Origin of the sequence: Vibrio chagasii, assembly GCA_041879415.1 — a bacterium.
Lineage (GTDB): Bacteria > Pseudomonadota > Gammaproteobacteria > Enterobacterales > Vibrionaceae > Vibrio.
Genome location: CP090851.1, coordinates 232381 through 251283 on the forward strand (window position 1 = coordinate 232381; position 18903 = coordinate 251283).

An 18903-nucleotide genomic window follows, 5' to 3' on the forward strand; every position below is an offset into this window, starting at 1 on the left:
TTGAATTCCAGAAGACAGGTATAGGTTTTAATTTACTCTGCGTCAGTAAAGAAATCGTTGTAAAGCATGTACAAGTGAGCTGCACTCCAAGAGAAGTTTGGCGCACCTTGCTGCTCACCGTTTAATGGGTTGTAGTTCTCACGGATAGGGCCGTCTTGCACCAAGCCATCAGCGTGGTCGAAGAAAGCGCCTGCCATTTCAATCGCATCATCACGATAGCCGTAGCTGTCCATACCTTTAAGACCGAAGTAGAACTGGTCTACCCATACACGTCCACGCCAGTAGATATCTGGGCCGAATGCAGGGCTAGATAGCGCTGCAGTGCCCAGAGGTACGTAGGTGTTGAACTCAGAGGTGTCTTTCATCACAGAGACCACTGCATCCGCGTTTGATTGGGTTGCAGCGCCATTGAACAGTGGTGACCAACCTTCAGGGCCTTTGCCACGTTCTACAATCGGTTTACCCGCACAGCCATTAGATAAAGGTTTATCTTCAATACGAATGTCGTAGTAGAAGTTCGTGCCTTCATCGAACATACAGGTGTTGATGTAGTTCGATAGGTGCTCAGCCTTTTCACGGAATTCTTTCGCTTCCGCCTCTTTGCCCAGAATGTCCGCCATTTCCGCTAGGTACTTGTTATCACTGTACATGTAGCTTGCTTGGTCAACGGACTCTTGTAGCAGTGAGTAGCCTAACAGGGTGCCGTCTTCCGCACGGTTTTGGGCGAATTCAACATCCCAATCACTGCGTTTTCCGCCGTTGGCAACGTAGGCGTCTAGCTGGTCTTTATCGATGAAACCAAAGGCTGCCGCATCATCACGACCTGATTCCCAAGATGCCGCAGTTTGAGCTGGGCTCTCGATGTAGTCATAGTTACCTTCTGCAATCACTTTATCCAGTGCTGCTTGACCTACAACGGTTTCGTGTTTGTCACCACGAACCACAGTGAAGTACATTTCGCCTTCAGGAGTGTTGTGTGCTTTATCACGCGCTGCGCCGTATTCTGGAACGCCATTGCCATTGTTGTCGCGGTTACGTAGCCACCAGTCGTGGTAAGCCACTAGCTTTGGATACATCTCTTCTAGCCAAGCTTCATCGCTGGTCGTTTTGTAAACTTCCATTACCGCCCATGCCGCTAGGCTAGGCTTGGTGTTACGTTCGTTCCAGTTACCACCGTCACCGCCACGCTCTGGGCTTAGGTTGTAAGCCAATAGATCTGGCACGTAACCTTCATCCCAAGGGCGAACAGGATCGTCAGCTTGAATTTGGTAGGCAAACATTGCGCGGATGTTGTCTTTCGCTACGTCTGGGTTGAAGTGCGCCATCGCGTAAGCTTGTTTCCATGTATCCCATGGCCATGTTTGGTTGCCAGAGAACCAACGCGCCGTTACCGAAGGTGTTACAGAGTCAAACTCCATCGCACCGGCTGCGCCACGCCAGTTACCGTTTAAGGTTTCCATCGCTTTTACCGCAACACGCTCTTGCTCAGGCGTCGCATTCGGGTTGGTTAACCCCATCTCTAGGTAACCTTCCCAGCGCGCTTCAGATGCCGCTAAGAAATCGGTAGGGTTTGCCATGATCTTTTTGATCTCAGGCTGTTCCGCTTTTGCTTCTTCTGCCGTTAACACGTGTGAGTATGTGGTGTAGATGGTGGTTGATTCTTCAATGCTTGCAGTTGAAGTAAACGTTAAGCCATCGACCTTGGTTTGGGTTGGAATCGACTTATGAACTTGGTACTCAGACTCACCTGAGGTCAGTAGATCCCAAGTTGAACGCACCTTACCGAAAGTGACCGTTAGGCCGTCATCGGTTGCAACGATTTGGCGATTGTAGTCAGGGTATGTCTCGGCAATGGTTTTATCGGTTTGCGCTACGCCTTCTTTCGCGTGTGTTTTTTCAAGCAGTTCACCGTCCCAGACTAACTCAACTGGCGAGTCAGTAGTGATTTTAGTCTCCAGTAGAGAGGTACGGTTAGAAGCAAAACGCAGCGTCATCTCTACCGTTACATCGTCAGATTTTAGGGTCTGAATCAATGCGCCCGGTAGGCTGTAAGCTTCCATCGTGAATTCAACTTTTTTGCCATCTTTGTACACGCTTAGGCGGTCAAAGTTATCAGCCATGAAGTTAATGTATTCTTCAGTAAGCAGCGCAGTTCCCGGGAAGCCACCCATGCCTTCAGCCGTGTCTGGTAACAAGTGACCGTGCCATGCACCTAGGTCGAAGAACGGGTTAAAGCGTTGATGGTCATCGAAGTCATAGTCACGCATGTATTCTGGTGAGCCAGTGCGGTCGATAACGTTCTTAAATTGGTTTGCTTGAAGCTCTTCAGAGCCTGTATTTGATGCGCAACCAGTAACAACAAGTGCTGCGCCAATAGCGATAGCTGCGAATGATTTGTTCAGTTTCATAGTGAGTTCCTGTTATTACCAGTAGAAGTATTGCATTGCGAACACTTGTGCGTCGCCAATTTCAGTGTCGCTACCTACGCCAAAGCGGCTATCGAAAGCGGTCGCAAATGCACCGTTTCCGTATTCGTACCAAACACCGGCGTTGATGTAAGAAGTGATCTCTTTTTCGCCGTTATCACCGTCAAAGTTGGCGTAGTTGTATGCGGCAGATAGGTAAACGCCTTGTGCGGCTTCGTACCAAGCGCTGGTTTGAATACCAGACTCGCTACCAAACGATTCTTGGTTGCCTTTGTCAGTGTCGTGCCAAACACGAGTAGCAAAGTTCTTGTACTCAGCACCTAATAGTAGAAGTTCGCCACCGTCGTTATTACGAACTTCACCGCCACCCATTAGTGTTAGGTCGTCAGTCAGGTCATATTGGACATAACCGTTGACCATGGCATTTTTATCTTTCCATTGGTCTGCGAAGTTGTCGTATTTACCAAAGTGAATCAGCGCATCGTCTTCAGAGAAGTCAGATTCTGGAGCGAAGGAAACGCTGTAGCGTAGCTTGCCTTCTAGGTTTTGGATCTTCACACCAACGTGTACGTCACGAGTGTTTGAGATCGCATAGCCGTACTCTACCGTTGGGTCACCCCACCATTGAACGTCATCAAGAGACGAGTCCATACGACCGACAATAAATTCTGTTTTTGCATCTGTGCGGTAACCAGCATAGAAGCGGTTAAAACCACCTTCGAAGCCGCCCCAACCGTGGCCAGTAGCCCATGCATTGCCTTCGTCATCGGCTTGAACTGTCCAGCCTTCCATGTAAGCAAGACCAAACCAATTACCATGCTCGATAGCCAAGCCAGCTTCAATGTAAGTACCGTCTGCGTAGCGGCCTTTGTCGTCACCTTCTAGGGCAACATGACCACCAAGGCCAAGTTCACCATAGAAGTCAAAAAGTGTTTCTGATTCTGTTTTAGGGGGCTGAGTGTCGCTATGGTTAGCAGCGGTTTCATTAGCGTGGGCATTCGCCGTTAGAGCAGCAAGAATACAACTTGTAATAAGAGTGGTTTTAGTAAAACTAAGTTTCATTTTATTCACTTCTGTTTCGGGTTGATAAATGAAGCTTCGTAGGTTGCTCTGACTTCTAATATGGGGTGCTCTTCAAGGCGTATACGGTCAGCTCACTTACGATCGCAAAACCGATATTAATGATTATTTTCGTGTTTAAAATTAAATCACTCTAAAAGTGTGATCTATTTTTAGTAAATATTTACCTGAGGGTAATTTTGGTTTTTAGTTGAATTTGTACGCTGATGGCTAGTGATAGATGTATTTGGTTTTTGAATTGAAACTTGATGGATGAATCAGATGAACAAATAAAAAGGCACTCACCAAATTGGGGAGTGCCTTAGGGATTTAACGAGAGTATTAAGTTAACTTAAGCGCTCGCAGGCTCTGGTTTTGCTTCTAGCTTTCTCTCTTCTGGAGACAAGCTTTTCTCGTATTGACCGTACTTCCACCATGCGTAACCCAAGAAGATCACGATGCCGCCGACGTTATAGAAGATGATGGTCATGATGTCAGCACCCGTTGGGAAGGTTGATGCGAAGAAACCCACGGTAAATATGCTGATAAGAATCGATACCGCTGCGATACCAACAGGGCGAGAACCCATGCGGAAATCACGCGGTAGGTGATCGAGTTTCAGGCGCAAGTGCAGGTATGCGATCATGATGAACAGTGGCGGTAGCATAGAAGCAGCTGCAGTCATGTTGATGATGGTGCTCATCAAATCTTGCACCGTGTCAGACGCTAGCGTCGGGATGAACATCAACGGAATCACGATGAAGAACTGAACCCAAGCTGCACGCTCTGGTACGCCTTGTTTGTTCAGGGCGACCGTCTTCTCACCAAAGATACCTTTAGGAATTTCAGAGAAGAAAATCTTAACCGGTGTCGCTGTCCACATCAGTAGAGAGCCTAACATCGCAGTGAAAGAAACGATGCCCACAAAGCGATTCATAAGAATTTCAGGTAAGCCGAAGTAGAGTGCTAAGCCTTCAAAAACCTGTACTGAACCACCAGTGAATTTAAGCTCTTCACGAGATACGAATACGTTAGCCAGGATAGAACCCACCGAATACAGCGCACCAATAAAGATACCCGCAATGATAATTACTTTAACGAAAGACTTGTGACCGCCTTTGATGTCGTTTACGTAAACCGCGACCGACTCTGCACCGCCAGCGGCCATGAAGATCCAAGTGATGACGCCTAGGAATGCCCAGTTAAAGCTTGGGGTCATTGCTTCAATGGTAATTGGGTCTGCTGGTTCGATACCACCGATCAACGCACCGCCTGACAGTAAAATGTAAGACATGGTTAGAAGCAGCATTAGTGACGAAGTTAATGAGGTGATAGGGCCTAATAGTTTCGCGCCGTTGTTGGAGATGTGCGTCGCGACTGCAAACAAAATGGTACTCAATATCGCGGTGGTCATTGGCGTGAAGATGTACTCGAAACCTAAGAACGCATAAGACGCGTAAGCGATGATTCTAGGCAGCAGAGATGTGAAGAAGAATAGGTTAACAAACCAGTATGTGTAAGCTGAAATAAACGCCCAGCGGCCTCCTAGAGAGCTTTTTACCCATGAGTAAACACCCGCTTCTGAGTCTTTATTCAGGGATACGAACTCAGCAACAATCAGACAGAAAGGAACAAAATAAAAGATGGTTGCTAAAAAGAACATCGGAGCCGAGGAGAGGCCGATTTCGATGTTGTTATTAATGATGTTATTGAAGCTATATACCGCCGCGAAGGTCATAGACAGTAGGGCAAACTTGCCTATCGTACTGCGTTTATTATCGGACATGATGTTCTCCGGTGAATCACGTTGATGATCGTTATAACTTGGTCCTAGACAGGGTGAATCTAGGCCGCACTTTTATTGTTATGTTGGTTTGGCAAACACCTGCTTTGTTTTGTCAGGGTTGGCTCGTTGTTATTTTTATTAGATGTACGATCGGACACATAAGTATTAGTTTTTATTAATTTCAGTAAATTTATTACCGGAATCAAGGGGCAGATACTAATGTGTTCTATAAAGAGATTACTTGTTTCATAGGCGACGTTTTTATGGAGCTTGTAGGGGCTGTATGTCACTTTCTTTATATGAATTAGTTTGTCTCTTCAGCAAGAAGATTAAAGATTAAGCGGCGGGAAGTTAATCGAAATTGATCAAATATGTGACCTTGAGTAAATATATTTAGTTAATGTTTTACCTTGGTTTTTGTAGCTGTTTTATTTAGCGGTTTATCGGTGTTTATGAGAGGTTTACACTTGACGGAATGGCGTTTTTATTATTGATGGTTTGGTTTTAATTTGTTGATTTAAATAGAAAAAGCGCCGTATTGGGCGCTTTTTTTATAAATGCTGAAGGTTAACTCAGGTTACGACTGCTTAGCCGTTTCTAGCTTAGCTTCTTTACCTGCTTGCTTCTTTTCAAAGCGAGAAATCCACCACCATGCAATGCCAGAGAATACTGCTGTCATAAATACGTTGATGAAGAAGGCTTGAACTAGGTCTACACCTGTTGGGAAGGCTGACGCTGTCATGCTCACAACGAAGATAGTAATCAGAACAGAAACCACAGCCATACCTTGAGTGCGAGTACCCATACGGAAATCACGCGGTGTATCGTCATGCTTCAAGCGGAACACAAAGTACGCCACCATGATGAAAATAGGCGGTAGCATTGCGGTACCAGCTGTTAGGTTGATTGCTGTGTTCATCATGTCTTGTACTGATTCAGAGCCGAAGCCGTTAACCACAAGCATCACGAATACGAACGCAAACTGCCACCATGCTGCACGAACTGGAACACCATGTTCGTTTAGCTCTGTTGTTTTCTCACCGTAAACGCCTTTCGGAATTTCAGAGAAGTGGATTTTAACTGGTGCTGCTGTCCACATCATCATTGAACCAAACATAGCAACGAACAGAACGATACCAACGAAGCGGCCTGTCATAGATTCAGAGATGTTGAAGAACTGAGCCATACCAGTGAAGATTTCAACCATACCACCTGCGTACGTTAGGTCTTCACGAGCAACGAACACGTTTACCAGTAGTGAGCCAATAGCGTACATAGAACCGATAGCGATACCCGCACCGATGATTACTTTAATGAAAGACTTATGGCCACCTTTCACATCGTTTAGGTAAGCCGCCGCTGTTTCTGCACCGCCAGCTGCTTGGAAGATCCAACACATAATGCCCAGTGTCGCCCAGTTAATGGTCGGAGACATAGCTTGAAGCGTGATTGGTTCAGCAGGTACGTGGTCGCCGCCTAGCGCCATTAGTGCACCGATAACGTAGATTGCGAATAGTGCGAATACACCGTAAGCCACGATTTCAGAGATCTTGCCTAGCCAGCTCGCACCCTTAGTCGAAATGTGGGTTGCTGCAGCAAACAGAACAATCGAGATCACAGAAGTCACTAGCGGAGAGAAGGCGTATTCGTAACCTAGCATCGCGTAAGAGGCATAAGCAATGACGTTTGGTAGCAGAGAGACAAACCAGAATAGGTTTACGAACCAGTATAAAAATGAGCCTAAGTAAGCCGCTTTAGAGCCGAGTGGTTTTTTAAGCCAGTCGTACATGCCTGACTCAGAATTTTTATTTGCTGATACGAATTCAGCAATAATGAATACGAACGGAATGAAGTAAATAAGGGTCGCAAGCAAAAAGATAGGAGCAGAACTTAATCCCAATTCGATGTTGTTGTTTACGATGTTGCGAACGTTAAATACCGCTGCAAATGTCATGGAAAGCAGGGCAAATTTGCCTAACTTACCGCGTACAGATTCAGACATAGTGTCCTCCGAGGAATCACGTAATTATAGTCGTTATTTCTCAATGCTTCCTTGTAGGGAGAAAGCATTGAGGCTTTGTTCAGTATGTTCGAGCCTTGAACGGCAAGGCTCGTTACATACTGTGAATAGATAGGGTTGTTGTTATTTATTGAGGAAGTAACCGTCTTCAATGGTCACTTTCAGTACCACTTTGCGAACTCGGTTATCACCGTGGAAACGGTAAGCCTGGTTGTTGTCAAAGATCGCCACTTGGCCTTCAACTAGCTCACGAGTTTCGCCGTTACCCATTAGATGTTCGCGGTCGGTTTCATCGCTATAAGCTTGGATCTGCTCTAGCTCTGATTTGGCAGCAAACTCAACCGTTTCACGGCCTTCTAGGTAGTAGTGCACGTCGAAGTAACGACGATTACCGGTGAAGTTTTCTGTGTTGCGAGCCACGCCGTCTTCAATCATGTAAGCCAGTGAGTCACCAATTGAATACATCACGCCATCTTTGATGTTGCCGATGTTTTCAATCGCTTCTACACAGCGTTGCCATTTACGACCATCGCGGTAGACGACTTTAAATTGTTCTAAGTTCTCTAAAACGATCATCGTTTATGCCTCGTTCAGTTGTGGTTGAGCTTTTGGAGCATTCGCCGTAAAAAACTCATCGCCAAAGTTGTGATTGATTAGGTGCTGTGCGTCGCAATCGCCTGCTTGGAATGGAATCAGAGTTAAGCCGTAGCGGAACTCGTCCATGTACACGCGGTAAGAGTCGAGCACTTCGCTGCCCCAAGAGTTAGAGCCTAAGCCCATCACTTGGTGATCTAGGTTTAGCGTGATGTAACCGCTTTTCTCTAGCTCAATGGTGTGTTGTGCTTGGTGCAGGTTTTGATTGGTGTAGAACCATGCGCTGAAGTTGATTTCTTGCTGTGGTTTTACTGCAATACCATTACCCGCTCGGCTTGAAAGCGCAGCCCAACGAACATGTTGGCGGTTGCCGTTGTTTTGTGGGAACGGGTAGTTCTCGAACATGTCTGCAACCGTTGATTGGTACACATCAATCATGTTGGCTTGCTTGCTGTCTTGGTAGTTTTCTTCAGGGCCGCGACCGTAGTATTGAACTTGGTCGAAGTCGCCATTGATGCCCATATCAAAACCAATCACTGGAATCACATGAGGGTACTCACCGTAACGTTCGCCGCTTAGCTCAACGTTCAATTGGCCTTCAGCATTAACTTGGTAGCGGTATTCACAACGCATACCGAAGTCGAATACTGGTGGAGCAATGATGCTGGTGGTCGTGATCTCTACCTTGCCGTTGTTCTCTTCCACGTTAAGCGTGCGGAAGTGCTCTTGCATGATCTGTAGGTGTGCAGGCTCCCAGTAACCATCGTGCTCTTGCTTATGGTTATCGATCATTGGTTTGAAGAAGTTGATTCGTGGTTCTGACTTAATCATCTCTTCGCCATTGACTAACCATGACGTCAGCTTGCCGTTCACTTTCGAGAAGTTCAGTGCGAAGTTATGGCCTTTGATTAGGTAAGCGAGACGAGACTCTTCAACATTCAGTGCCGTTGCATTGTTGTTGGTGAAGGCCTCTAGCTGTGCTGTATTCTCTTTCACTTGGAATTGGTACACCGCGATGTCGTGGTTCGCTTCGCTGTAAGGCGTGCGAGAATCTTTGCGCACAGTAAAGTTCACAAATACTTCGCGCTCATCAAGCTCTGGCAAGTTAAGTGTCAGTTCGCGGCTAGAGTTTTCAGCCAACTCTTCAACCTTGATGTGTTGTACTGCAATGGTTTCGCCTTCAGCACGAACTTCTGCAGTGATGGTGTAGTCATCAATGTTTGAGAACCACAGCTTGTTATCAACGGTGAAGGTGCCGTCTTCTGAATTGAAGTCGCGGATCTTCACTGGTGCGATAACCTGTTTGTACTCTTTTAAGCCTGGGCCCGGTGTTTGGTCTGGGTAGATCAAACCGTCCATGCAGAAGTTGTAGTTGTTCGGGTAGTCCCCGTAGTCACCGCCGTATTTGTAGAATTCAGTACCCGCTTCATCACGAGCTAAGATTCCGTGATCACACCATTCCCAAACGTAGTGACCTTGAATTGCATCATGCTTGTAGAACACGTTTTGGTATTCAGTTAAGCCGCCTGGGCCGTTACCCATTGCGTGTGCGTATTCACAGATAATGCGTGGTTTTTCGTGTGGGTACTCGCCGAAGGCATTCATTAGTTGAGCACGTGAGTACATCGTAGAGATAACATCAACTACTTCTGCATCACGGTCTTCTTCGTAGTGAACTAAACGAGTGTCATCAATCGATTTTGCTGCATCGTACATAGCACGGATGTTGCAGCCGTAGCCTGACTCGTTGCCTAGCGACCACATGATGATAGAAGGGTGGTTCTTCTGAGCGTGGATATGACGTTCGATACGTTCAACAAACACAGCTTCCCATGCTGCATCGTTAGTGATGCGGCTTAAGTCGCCAACGTTAGCAAAACCATGTGTTTCGACATCGGTTTCGCCCATAACAAATAGGCCGTAGATATCACATAGCTCGTAGAAGCGAGGGTCGTTCGGGTAGTGCGCGGTACGTACTGAGTTGATGTTGTGTTGCTTCATCAATACTAGGTCTTTCTCAACGCGATCCATGCCAACTGCGCGACCTTTTAGGTGGTCGTTGTCATGACGGTTTACGCCGTGCAGCATCACGTATTTGTTGTTGATGTAGAACAGACCATCGCGAACTTTAATGTCACGGAAACCAACACGTTGTGGAATCACTTCTAGCACTTTGCCGTCTGCATCTTTTAGCGTCAGCAGTAATTGGTAAAGGTATGGGTTTTCAGCGCTCCATTGAACTGGGTTCACTACATCGATAGAGAATTGAGTGTTCGCATTGCCGCCAGTTTGTTGGTTAGGAACCGTTAAGTTATCTACTGAGCCTTGGGAGATAACTTGGCTGCCATCAAGCAATGCGTACTCAAGGGTTGCGTTTGTCGCTGCTGCTAGGTTTTCTAGAGCAACGTTGCACGAAAGGGTAGCGCTTTGGTAAGCGTCGTCAAAATCAGTGCGAACCGTTAGATCTTGAACATGAAGTTGTTCTTTACCAACAAGGTAAACATCACGGAAGATACCGCCTGTCCACCACATGTCTTGGTCTTCAATGTAAGTGGAATCTGCCCACTGCATCACGCGAATAGAAAGTAGGTTGTTGCCTGCTTTTACGTGGCTAGAGATATCGAATTCAGCAGTCAGACGGCTGCCCTTACTGAAACCGACATAGTCACCGTTTACGTAAACTTCAAAGTAAGTCTCTACACCATCAAACTTGATGATGGTCTGTTTGTCGTTCCAGCTTTCGCCAAGGAAGAAAGAGCGTTGGTATGCGCCAGTTGGGTTATCTGACGGTACGAAAGGTACATCAATCGGGAATGGGAAACCTTCATCTGTGTATTGAAGATCGCCGTGGCCTTCCATCTGCCACATGTTTGGTACCGTAATATGGCCCCAATCGCTCATCTCTTGAGAGTAAAACTCTTCAGGAACCAAGAGCGGGTTAGTGAAGTAGCTGAAATTCCATTGACCACTCAGTAGTTGGAAGTGACTGCTTAGTTCACGTTGAAATGTTTTAGCTGTTTTTTCTGATGCGTATGAGAAGAAGTAAGCACGTGGTGCCATACGGTTCTCATGTAAGTTAAGGAAGTTTTCCCAGTTGTTCACGTTGCCTCTCTCTCGGCCTATTTGAATGCTAGCCGACGTTCTTATGCGTAATTGGGTCGTAGTGAATACGAGTATTTTTTGGACTGAGGTAATTATTAGTAAAAGTTTTACTAAATGAAATTGGTGAAAACGTTTTACTTTAACTCCATCACGTTTTTTGAGGGCTTTTTACAGTGCTGTGTGATCCACTTAAAATAATGCTATTGGGTGCTTTAGGCTGCGGATTTTACAAGGGAGAAGGCGAATGAAATGTGATGTTTCAGGCATAAAAAAGGCCACCCGATATATTGGTGGCCTTTGGCTATCTATTTGAAAGGTATCGTTATTTTGTTGTGTCTCTTAGCTTGAGTTTGCTTGGTACATACACTCGTAATGGGATGGTTCTGCCATCACGAGATTTCTCAATCAATAAGTTAACACCTTGAATTCCCATCAGTTCAGAGTGAATACGAACTGTTGATAAAGATGGGAAGGTAAATTTAGCTGTTGGGATGTCGTTTACACTGATGAGCGCAATATCATCAGGAATGCTTAATCCATGCTCATGAACTGCACGTAAAACACCGATTGCGATTGAATCTGATGCAATAAACATCGCTTTTGGGTAGTCGCCACTTTCTAACATCTGCTTCGCCAGTTTGTAGCCAGAAGAGCTAGAGAAGTCGCCTCGGTAGATGTCTTGTTCGCTAACAACGTTCTTCAAACCGCCGTACTCTGCGAAGGCGATCTCGCGAATATCAGAGGTGTTGATATCGTCCTGGCCACCGATGAAACCAATGCGTTCATAACCTTGGTTGATGAAGAAATTGGTGATTTCTTTGCTGATACGAGCGAGATCGATATCAACAGAATCATAAGGTTCTGAGTGATCAGTAAAGTCAACGTAACAGATGTTATCCGTAAGCTTTTTCGCTTGCTCGATAACTTCTTGAGTCATTCTTCCTACGAGTAAAATACCAGTAACTTGGCTTGAGTTGGTCTGTATTTTACTTTCATAACAGTTGGTTAGGTCGATATCCATCTTTTCGCACTGAGTCTCGATACCGTGACGAATTGATAGGTAGTAAGGGTCGTTAACTTCCGCTTCTTGCTTGTAGTTATATAGTGCAAGGAAGTGGTGGTGCTGCTTTTTGCTGCTAACCGTTTTACGTGAGCTGCTCGTTTTGTACTCCAGCTTCTCTGCAATTTCAAAGATACGCCTTTTGGTCTCTTCCTTGACGCTTAATGTAGGATCTTCATTGAGAACCCGAGAAACGGTAGCTAATGAAACATTAGCTTCAGTCGCGATATCTTTTAACGTTGCCATACTCACTTCCTGTTCTTGGAACATTGCGCTGCTTTGAAATTTGTCTTTAGTAAAAAAAGCAATGCACCTCTTTATTGTACAGACCTATTGTAATCAAACTGAAAGTCATTGCATTAACTTTTAGTAAAATAAATGCTCAACTCCTCTGTGATGTCTCAAATCTAACTATCTATAAATATCTCATTTAAATTCAATGAATTAGAGGGCTGTATCGATTTGTTTTTTCTATAACTTAAACGATGTGCTGCGTGTAACTTTGTGTAAACGTTTACACTTCGTGGTTCTGATCACAGAAATATTGCCAAATTGGCTGCTACTATTTCCGCAACAACGAGCCAATACGCAGCGTATTGGTGCAGATTAAATCGTGAATGACAGCGAAGAGAGGTTGATTGTGAAAGTACTGGTTACAGGCGGTATGGGTTACATCGGGAGCCATACATGCATCCAAATGATGCAGGCAGGTATGGAGCCAATCATTGTAGACAACCTTTGCAATAGCAAAGAGCTAGTACTGGAGCGAATCAATGCGCTAACCGGTCAAACACCAACATTTTACTTAGGTGATATCCGTGATGAGTCGTTTTTAGATGGCGTGATTGCCAAGCATGATATCCAAGCTGTGATTCATTTTGCAGGTCTAAAAGCGGTGGGTGAATCGGTCGCTAAGCCTTTGGAATACTACGATAACAACGTTAATGGCTCATTGGTTCTTGCTCGCTGTATGAAAAAAGCGGGCGTGAAAAGTATCGTGTTTAGTTCTTCAGCGACTGTGTACGGTGACCCTGAGATTGTGCCAATCACGGAAAGCTCTCCAACAGGTGCGACGACTAATCCTTATGGCCGAAGTAAGTACATGGTTGAAGAGTGTTTGAGTGATTTATTCAACGCTGAAAATGACTGGAGCGTAACGTTACTGCGCTATTTCAACCCGGTTGGCGCACACCCGTCAGGCACTATGGGCGAAGACCCACAAGGTATTCCAAACAACTTAATGCCATTCATTGCGCAGGTTGCTGTCGGTCGTAGAGAGAAGCTTTCTATTTTTGGAAACGATTACCCAACACCGGATGGAACTGGCGTTCGTGACTACATCCACGTGATGGATTTGGCCGATGGCCATGTCGCAGCATTAAAAGCTGTGGGCGAGAAAGCGGGTTTGCACATTTACAACTTAGGTACAGGTAAGGGATCAAGTGTTCTAGAAATGCTGCAAGCTTTTGCTGAAGCATCAGGTAAACCTGTTCCTTATGAGTTATGCCCGCGCCGTGCTGGTGATATTGCTGAATGTTGGGCAAGCACGGAAAAGGCGGAGCGTGAACTTGGCTGGAAGGCGACTCGCAGCGTGATGGAGATGACGGCGGATACGTGGAAGTGGCAGTCGAATAACCCTAATGGTTACTAACTTGATGTAATTGAAAGCTGCAACTCCAACTTCTTTGGGGAATGCAGAGGTAAGAGATTAGAAAAGAGAGGTTCCAGATATCTCGTACCTCGATTCTGGAATGACGGATGAGTTAAAGGTTATTGATCTCTATAGGTTATTAGCTGATGCACCGAACTATAGAGCTCTGGAAAAACGTCTAAACATAGAGGTTTAGACACTGAGTTTTAAGCGATGAACTCAAACGTCATTCCCTACAGCGAGGAACGAGCGTGATAGGGAATCTCTTCGCAGAAGAATTACTTATCTTGGTGAAAGTGCCAAGACACACAATTTAAGAGCAATGTAAGTATGTCAAAAGTTGAATTTAACCCAGTAGACCACCCACACCGTCGTTATAACCCACTAACGGGTCAGTGGATCTTAGTCTCGCCGCATCGTGCGAAACGTCCGTGGAGTGGTCAAGATGAAAAGCCGTCCACTGAGCAACTGCCAGCGTACGACAAAGAGTGCTTCCTTTGTCCAACTAACACGCGTATCTCGGGTGATGAGAACCCAGACTACGACGGAACTTACGTGTTCAGTAACGATTTCGCGGCGTTGATGCCTGATTCGCCTGACGCTCCAGAGTCTTACAATCCTCTATTTAAGACTCAAGGTGTTCGAGGGCTGAGCCGCGTTATCTGCTTCTCGCCGGATCACAGCAAAACGTTGCCAGAGTTACCGGTCAATAAAATCCGTGGTGTGATTGATACCTGGAATGAGCAGATAGAAGAGCTAGGAAAAGATTACCTATGGGTTCAAGCGTTTGAAAATAAGGGCGAGACCATGGGTTGCTCTCAGCCTCACCCACACGGCCAAATTTGGGCGAACAGTTTTTTACCAAACGAGATTGAGCGTAAAGAGAAGCTTCTAAAAGAGTACTTCGAACAACAAGGTTCAAACCTATTAGTGGACTACGTTGAAGCTGAAATGAAAGACGGCTCTCGCACAGTGGTTGAAACCGAGCACTGGATTGCTGTCGTTCCTTATTGGGCAGCATGGCCGTTTGAAACTATGTTGCTACCTAAGACGCATATTCGCCGCATGAGCGAATTAACTGACGAGCAGCGTGATGATTTAGCGATCGCGATTAAGAAGCTAACCAGTCGCTACGACAACTTGTTCCAATGCTCATTCCCATACTCGATGGGTTGGCATTACGCACCGTTCTTTGAAGAGGGCACCGATATCGATCACTGGCAACTGCACGCTCTGTTCTACCCGCCACTACTGCGCAGTGCATCGGTTCGTAAGTTCATGGTGGGCTATGAAATGCTAGCAGAATCGCAACGTGACCTTACGGCGGAGCAAGCGGCGCAACGTCTTCGTGATTTGAGCGACGTTCACTATAAAGAGCAGTGATACGCAGCTTCTTAAATTACAAACGAGATTCCTGATATATCGTCCCTCGATTCTGGAATGACAGTTTCATTGAAACTTTTAGCGTCAATCCCGAGAGTGGGAACAAAGGAGTCGGGAATCTCAAAGAATTAAAGTGGTGCCATAAGGGTCCACAACTATTTAAACAAAGAGTTTAAGCAGAGAGTTTACTTATGTCTGATCTAATCCAAAACGTGAAAACATCTTTTGAGCAAGTCCTTGGTTACCAAGCGACTCACATCGTTCAAGCGCCTGGTCGTGTGAACCTAATTGGTGAGCATACCGACTACAACGATGGTTTTGTCCTGCCGTGTGCCATTAACTACCAAACCGTAGTGGCGGCAGCAAAACGTGACGACAATATCGTACGAGTAGTATCGGTTGATTACGATAATGCGGTAGACGAATTCGATATCACGCAAGAGATTACCTTCCAACAAGACAAGATGTGGGCGAACTACATTCGTGGCGTAGTTAAGTGTTTACTGGCTCGCGGTTACCAATTCAACGGCGCAGATATTTCAGTATCAGGTAATGTACCTCAAGGTGCTGGTTTGAGTTCATCGGCGGCACTAGAAGTGGTGATTGGTCAAACGTTCAAGGTGCTTTACAACCTAGAGATCTCACAAGCAGAAATCGCACTAAACGGCCAGCAAGCCGAGAACGAATTTGTTGGTTGTAACTGCGGCATCATGGACCAAATGATCTCGGCGGAAGGGCAAGCGAATCACGCGATGCTTTTGGATTGCCGTAGCCTAGAAACTCAAGCGGTTTCAATGCCAGAAGACATGGCGGTGGTGATCATCAACTCAAACAAGAAGCGTGGCTTGGTAGACAGTGAATACAACACACGCCGTGAGCAATGTGAAGAAGCCGCTCGTCTGTTTGGTGTTCTAGCCCTGCGTGATGTAACGATTGAGCAGTTTAAAGCGAAAGAGTCTGAATTGGATGAGATGGTTGCTAAGCGTGCTCGTCACGTGATTACCGAGAATGACCGCACGGTGGAAGCGGCTCAAGCTCTGCGCACTCACGATATGAAACGTATGGGTGAGCTCATGGCAGAGTCACATGCGTCAATGCGTGATGACTTTGAAATCACAGTCAAAGAGATCGACGTGTTGGTTGAGATGGTCAAAGAAGTGATTGGCGATCAAGGTGGCGTGCGTATGACGGGCGGCGGTTTCGGTGGCTGTATTGTGGCGTTGGCTCCACCTGCTTTAGTCGATGAAATCAAAGCAACAGTAGAGCAAAAATATCAAGCAGCGACCGGACTAAAAGAATCGATTTATGTGTGCCAAGCGAAAGACGGCGCTGGTCTAGTTGAAGTAATCTAACCGACAGAGAAAAGGCTTATCAGGCAAAAAGATCATGGTAGGCCAAATACTAATGCCTTTACCTTAAGGTAAGGGCTTTATTACTGGCAGCACAAGGAATTTAGAATGACACAAGCGCAGAGCCTGCATCAATCCATGACAGCAACGCAAGCCTATGATGGCCAGCCCGCTCAGCTTGTCACACTGTCGAATATACATGGCATGGAAGTGACATTCATGGATATTGGTGCCACATGGTTGAGCTGTATTTTGCCAGTAAAAGGAAACAGTCGAGAAGTGCTATTGGGTGTGAACTCAATGGAGAATTTCGACAAGCAAGCCAGCTATTTGGGGGCGACAGTTGGTCGTTATGCTAACCGCATTGCTAATGGTCGTTTCAAGATTGATGGCAAGACTTATAAGCTGGAAACAAACCAAGCGGGCAACACCTTACATGGTGGTCCGAATGGTTTTGATAAACGTCGTTGGAGTATTACAGAGCAGACTGAAGCATCGGTTGCGTTTAGCTTAGTGTCAGTTGATGGCGACCAAGGCTTTCCGGGGAAGTTGAACGTGTCGGTTCGATATGAGCTAACCGAAGACAATCGAGTTTCTCTCGAATACACAGCAACTGCAGATAAAGCAACGCCAGTCAATCTGACCAACCATGCGTACTTCAATCTATTGGGGGCAGAAGCTGGGCACGACTGCTTGTCACATATTGTGAGTATCAACGCGTCTCAGTTCTTACCGACGAACTCGGTAGGCATTCCATTAGGTAACCTGAAATCGGTGAAATCAACCAGCTTTGACTTCAATCAGCCTATGATGATCTCCGAGCGTCTATTGGGGGATGAGCAGCAGAAAGCCGCCAAGGGTTACGATCACTCTTTCTTGTTGGCTGACGGTTGTAAGGGGACTCAATGTGCTGCGACCGTGACTTCGCCAGATGCGCTCGTCACTTTAAAAGTATTTTCAACCAAACCTGCGATGCAGCTATACACAGGAAACTGGCTTGGTGGTACACCAAACCGTAGTGGTGGTAGCTATGAAGATTACGCAGGGTTGGCATTAGAAACCCAGTTCTTACCTGACTCTCCTAACCACCCAGAGTGGAAGCAGGACAGTTGTATTCTCCAGCCTGAACAAGAATACCGCTACCGTACCTGTTACCAGTTTGAATTTTCGGGGGATTCTTCAAACTAGTACGCTCTAGCTCGAAGCGGTGATGCCATTGCTTTTGTTTATTGATGAATAGAGATATGTGACTTGTCATGTGCCTCTGGGGGAGATGAACCAAAGCGGCACCTAGCAATCATTTTGTCTAAATAGGAAGTGAGTGTTGGGTACTTGAGTAAGGTAAGAAAGCCCTAGCAGAAGTGATTCTGTTAGGGCTTTTTTTTGTTTCTGAGTGCGTTTTGTCAATCGGTCGCTTAGGCTTTTTCTACCGAGTTACGGCGAACCAAAGTAGGAGAGAACATCATAGGCTCTGCCGAAGTTGTTCCCTCTTTTGCCAAGCTCAAGGCGAGTCGCGTTGCTTTCTCAGCCATCATTTGAATAGGGTAACGAATGGTCGTCAGTTTCGGGTGAACATAGCGGGCAATTAAGCCATCATCAAAGCCGATGATCGACATGTTATCCGGTGCTTGAATGCCGTTCTCGTCGAGCACAGACAAAGCCCCAGCGGCCATGTAGTCGTTGTAGGCCACAATACCGGTGATCGGTAGGGATTTGGTCAGCAGATTGGTCATCGCATACTCGCCGCCATCACTGGTTGGCTGAGCGTGTTCAATATAACTTTCAGATAGCTCAATGCCGTACTCTTTCAGAGCGGCTTGGTAACCCTCAACACGTTCATTTGCATCTTCAATGCTTGAAGAAGAGGCGATACAGGCAATGTTTTTATGGCCATGGCGAATCAAATATTCAGTCGCGAGGAATGCGCCTTTCTTGTTATCAAGGAAGATGCAACGTTCGGCAATCTCTTCGATATAGCGGTTGATCAACACTAAGCCTTTCACTTCTTTGGCGTAGCCGATCAGCTCTTCATCGGTTAGACCTTTTGAGTGAATCACAAGTGAATCGCAGCGGTTATTGATCAGCAGTTCAATGGCTTGCTTCTCTTCGTCACGATCATGAGAGCCGTTGCCCACTAAGATGTGTTTACCGTTTTCTCTTGCTACGTTGTCGACCGACTTTACTAGTGTGCCAAAGAAAGGATCGGAAATATCACCCACGAGTACACCAATGGTATTCGTGCTTTGGCTTACTAGGGCGCGAGCATTGGCGTTAGGACGGTAGCCAAGCTTAGACATCGCTTTAGTTACTGACTCAATAGAGCTAGCACTCGCCTTGGGGGATTTGTTGATCACTCGAGATACGGTTGCAACAGAAACACCAGCTTCCTTTGCTACATCTTTGATTGTCGCCATTTTTAACCTCATTTGATTGCTGTGCTTATTTAACACCGACAATGAGAGCAAGGCAATGA

General features: G+C 46.0%; 12 protein-coding genes. 4 read left to right on the top strand and 8 right to left on the bottom strand.

Going from position 1 to position 18903, the window contains the following annotated elements; genetic code table 11:
* Positions 1 to 32 precede the first annotated feature (32 nt).
* From ygjK to ebgR, 7 genes are all read right to left on the bottom strand, one after another.
* Positions 33 to 2408 carry an alpha-glucosidase gene (gene ygjK, locus L0991_01055; GenBank protein XGB62673.1) on the bottom strand — a complete coding sequence of 792 codons (2376 nt, stop codon included), beginning with the start codon at positions 2406 to 2408 and terminating at the stop codon, positions 33 to 35.
* A 15-nt stretch (positions 2409 to 2423) separates the two neighbouring features.
* Positions 2424 to 3488, bottom strand: a complete 1065-nt coding sequence (locus L0991_01060; GenBank protein ID XGB62674.1) for a hypothetical protein — start codon at positions 3486 to 3488, stop codon at positions 2424 to 2426.
* 349 nt (positions 3489 to 3837) lie between these two features.
* Positions 3838 to 5271, bottom strand: coding sequence for an amino acid permease (locus tag L0991_01065; protein ID XGB62675.1), 1434 nt, complete (start codon positions 5269 to 5271; stop codon positions 3838 to 3840).
* Between the two features lie 577 nt (positions 5272 to 5848).
* Entirely contained in the window at positions 5849 to 7273 is a 1425-nt protein-coding gene (locus L0991_01070; GenBank protein ID XGB62676.1) for an amino acid permease, read from the bottom strand.
* 141 nt (positions 7274 to 7414) lie between these two features.
* Positions 7415 to 7867 (bottom strand): beta-galactosidase subunit beta, encoded by a 453-nt coding sequence (locus L0991_01075; GenBank protein XGB62677.1) that lies wholly within the window; start codon positions 7865 to 7867, stop codon positions 7415 to 7417.
* A 3-nt stretch (positions 7868 to 7870) separates the two neighbouring features.
* Positions 7871 to 10987 (bottom strand): beta-galactosidase subunit alpha, encoded by a 3117-nt coding sequence (gene ebgA, locus L0991_01080; protein XGB62678.1) that lies wholly within the window; start codon positions 10985 to 10987, stop codon positions 7871 to 7873.
* Positions 10988 to 11309: 322 nt separating this feature from the next.
* Positions 11310 to 12293 (bottom strand): transcriptional regulator EbgR, encoded by a 984-nt coding sequence (ebgR, locus tag L0991_01085; GenBank protein XGB62679.1) that lies wholly within the window; start codon positions 12291 to 12293, stop codon positions 11310 to 11312.
* Positions 12294 to 12687: 394 nt separating this feature from the next.
* Between ebgR and galE the strand changes: the two genes are divergently transcribed.
* From galE to galM, 4 genes are all read left to right on the top strand, one after another.
* Positions 12688 to 13698, top strand: coding sequence for a UDP-glucose 4-epimerase GalE (gene galE / locus L0991_01090; GenBank protein XGB62680.1), 1011 nt, complete (start codon positions 12688 to 12690; stop codon positions 13696 to 13698).
* A 330-nt stretch (positions 13699 to 14028) separates the two neighbouring features.
* Positions 14029 to 15081 (top strand): UDP-glucose--hexose-1-phosphate uridylyltransferase, encoded by a 1053-nt coding sequence (locus tag L0991_01095; GenBank protein ID XGB62681.1) that lies wholly within the window; start codon positions 14029 to 14031, stop codon positions 15079 to 15081.
* A gap of 191 nt (positions 15082 to 15272) precedes the next feature.
* Positions 15273 to 16433, top strand: coding sequence for a galactokinase (galK, locus tag L0991_01100; GenBank protein XGB62682.1), 1161 nt, complete (start codon positions 15273 to 15275; stop codon positions 16431 to 16433).
* Between the two features lie 105 nt (positions 16434 to 16538).
* Complete coding sequence (gene galM / locus L0991_01105; protein ID XGB62683.1) at positions 16539 to 17618, top strand: galactose-1-epimerase; 1080 nt, start codon at positions 16539 to 16541, stop codon at positions 17616 to 17618.
* A 227-nt stretch (positions 17619 to 17845) separates the two neighbouring features.
* On the opposite strand, the gene L0991_01110 is transcribed toward galM, so the two are convergent.
* On the bottom strand, positions 17846 to 18844 hold the full coding sequence (locus L0991_01110) for a substrate-binding domain-containing protein (protein ID XGB62684.1): 999 nt from the start codon (positions 18842 to 18844) through the stop codon (positions 17846 to 17848).
* Between the last annotated feature and the right edge of the window lie 59 nt (positions 18845 to 18903).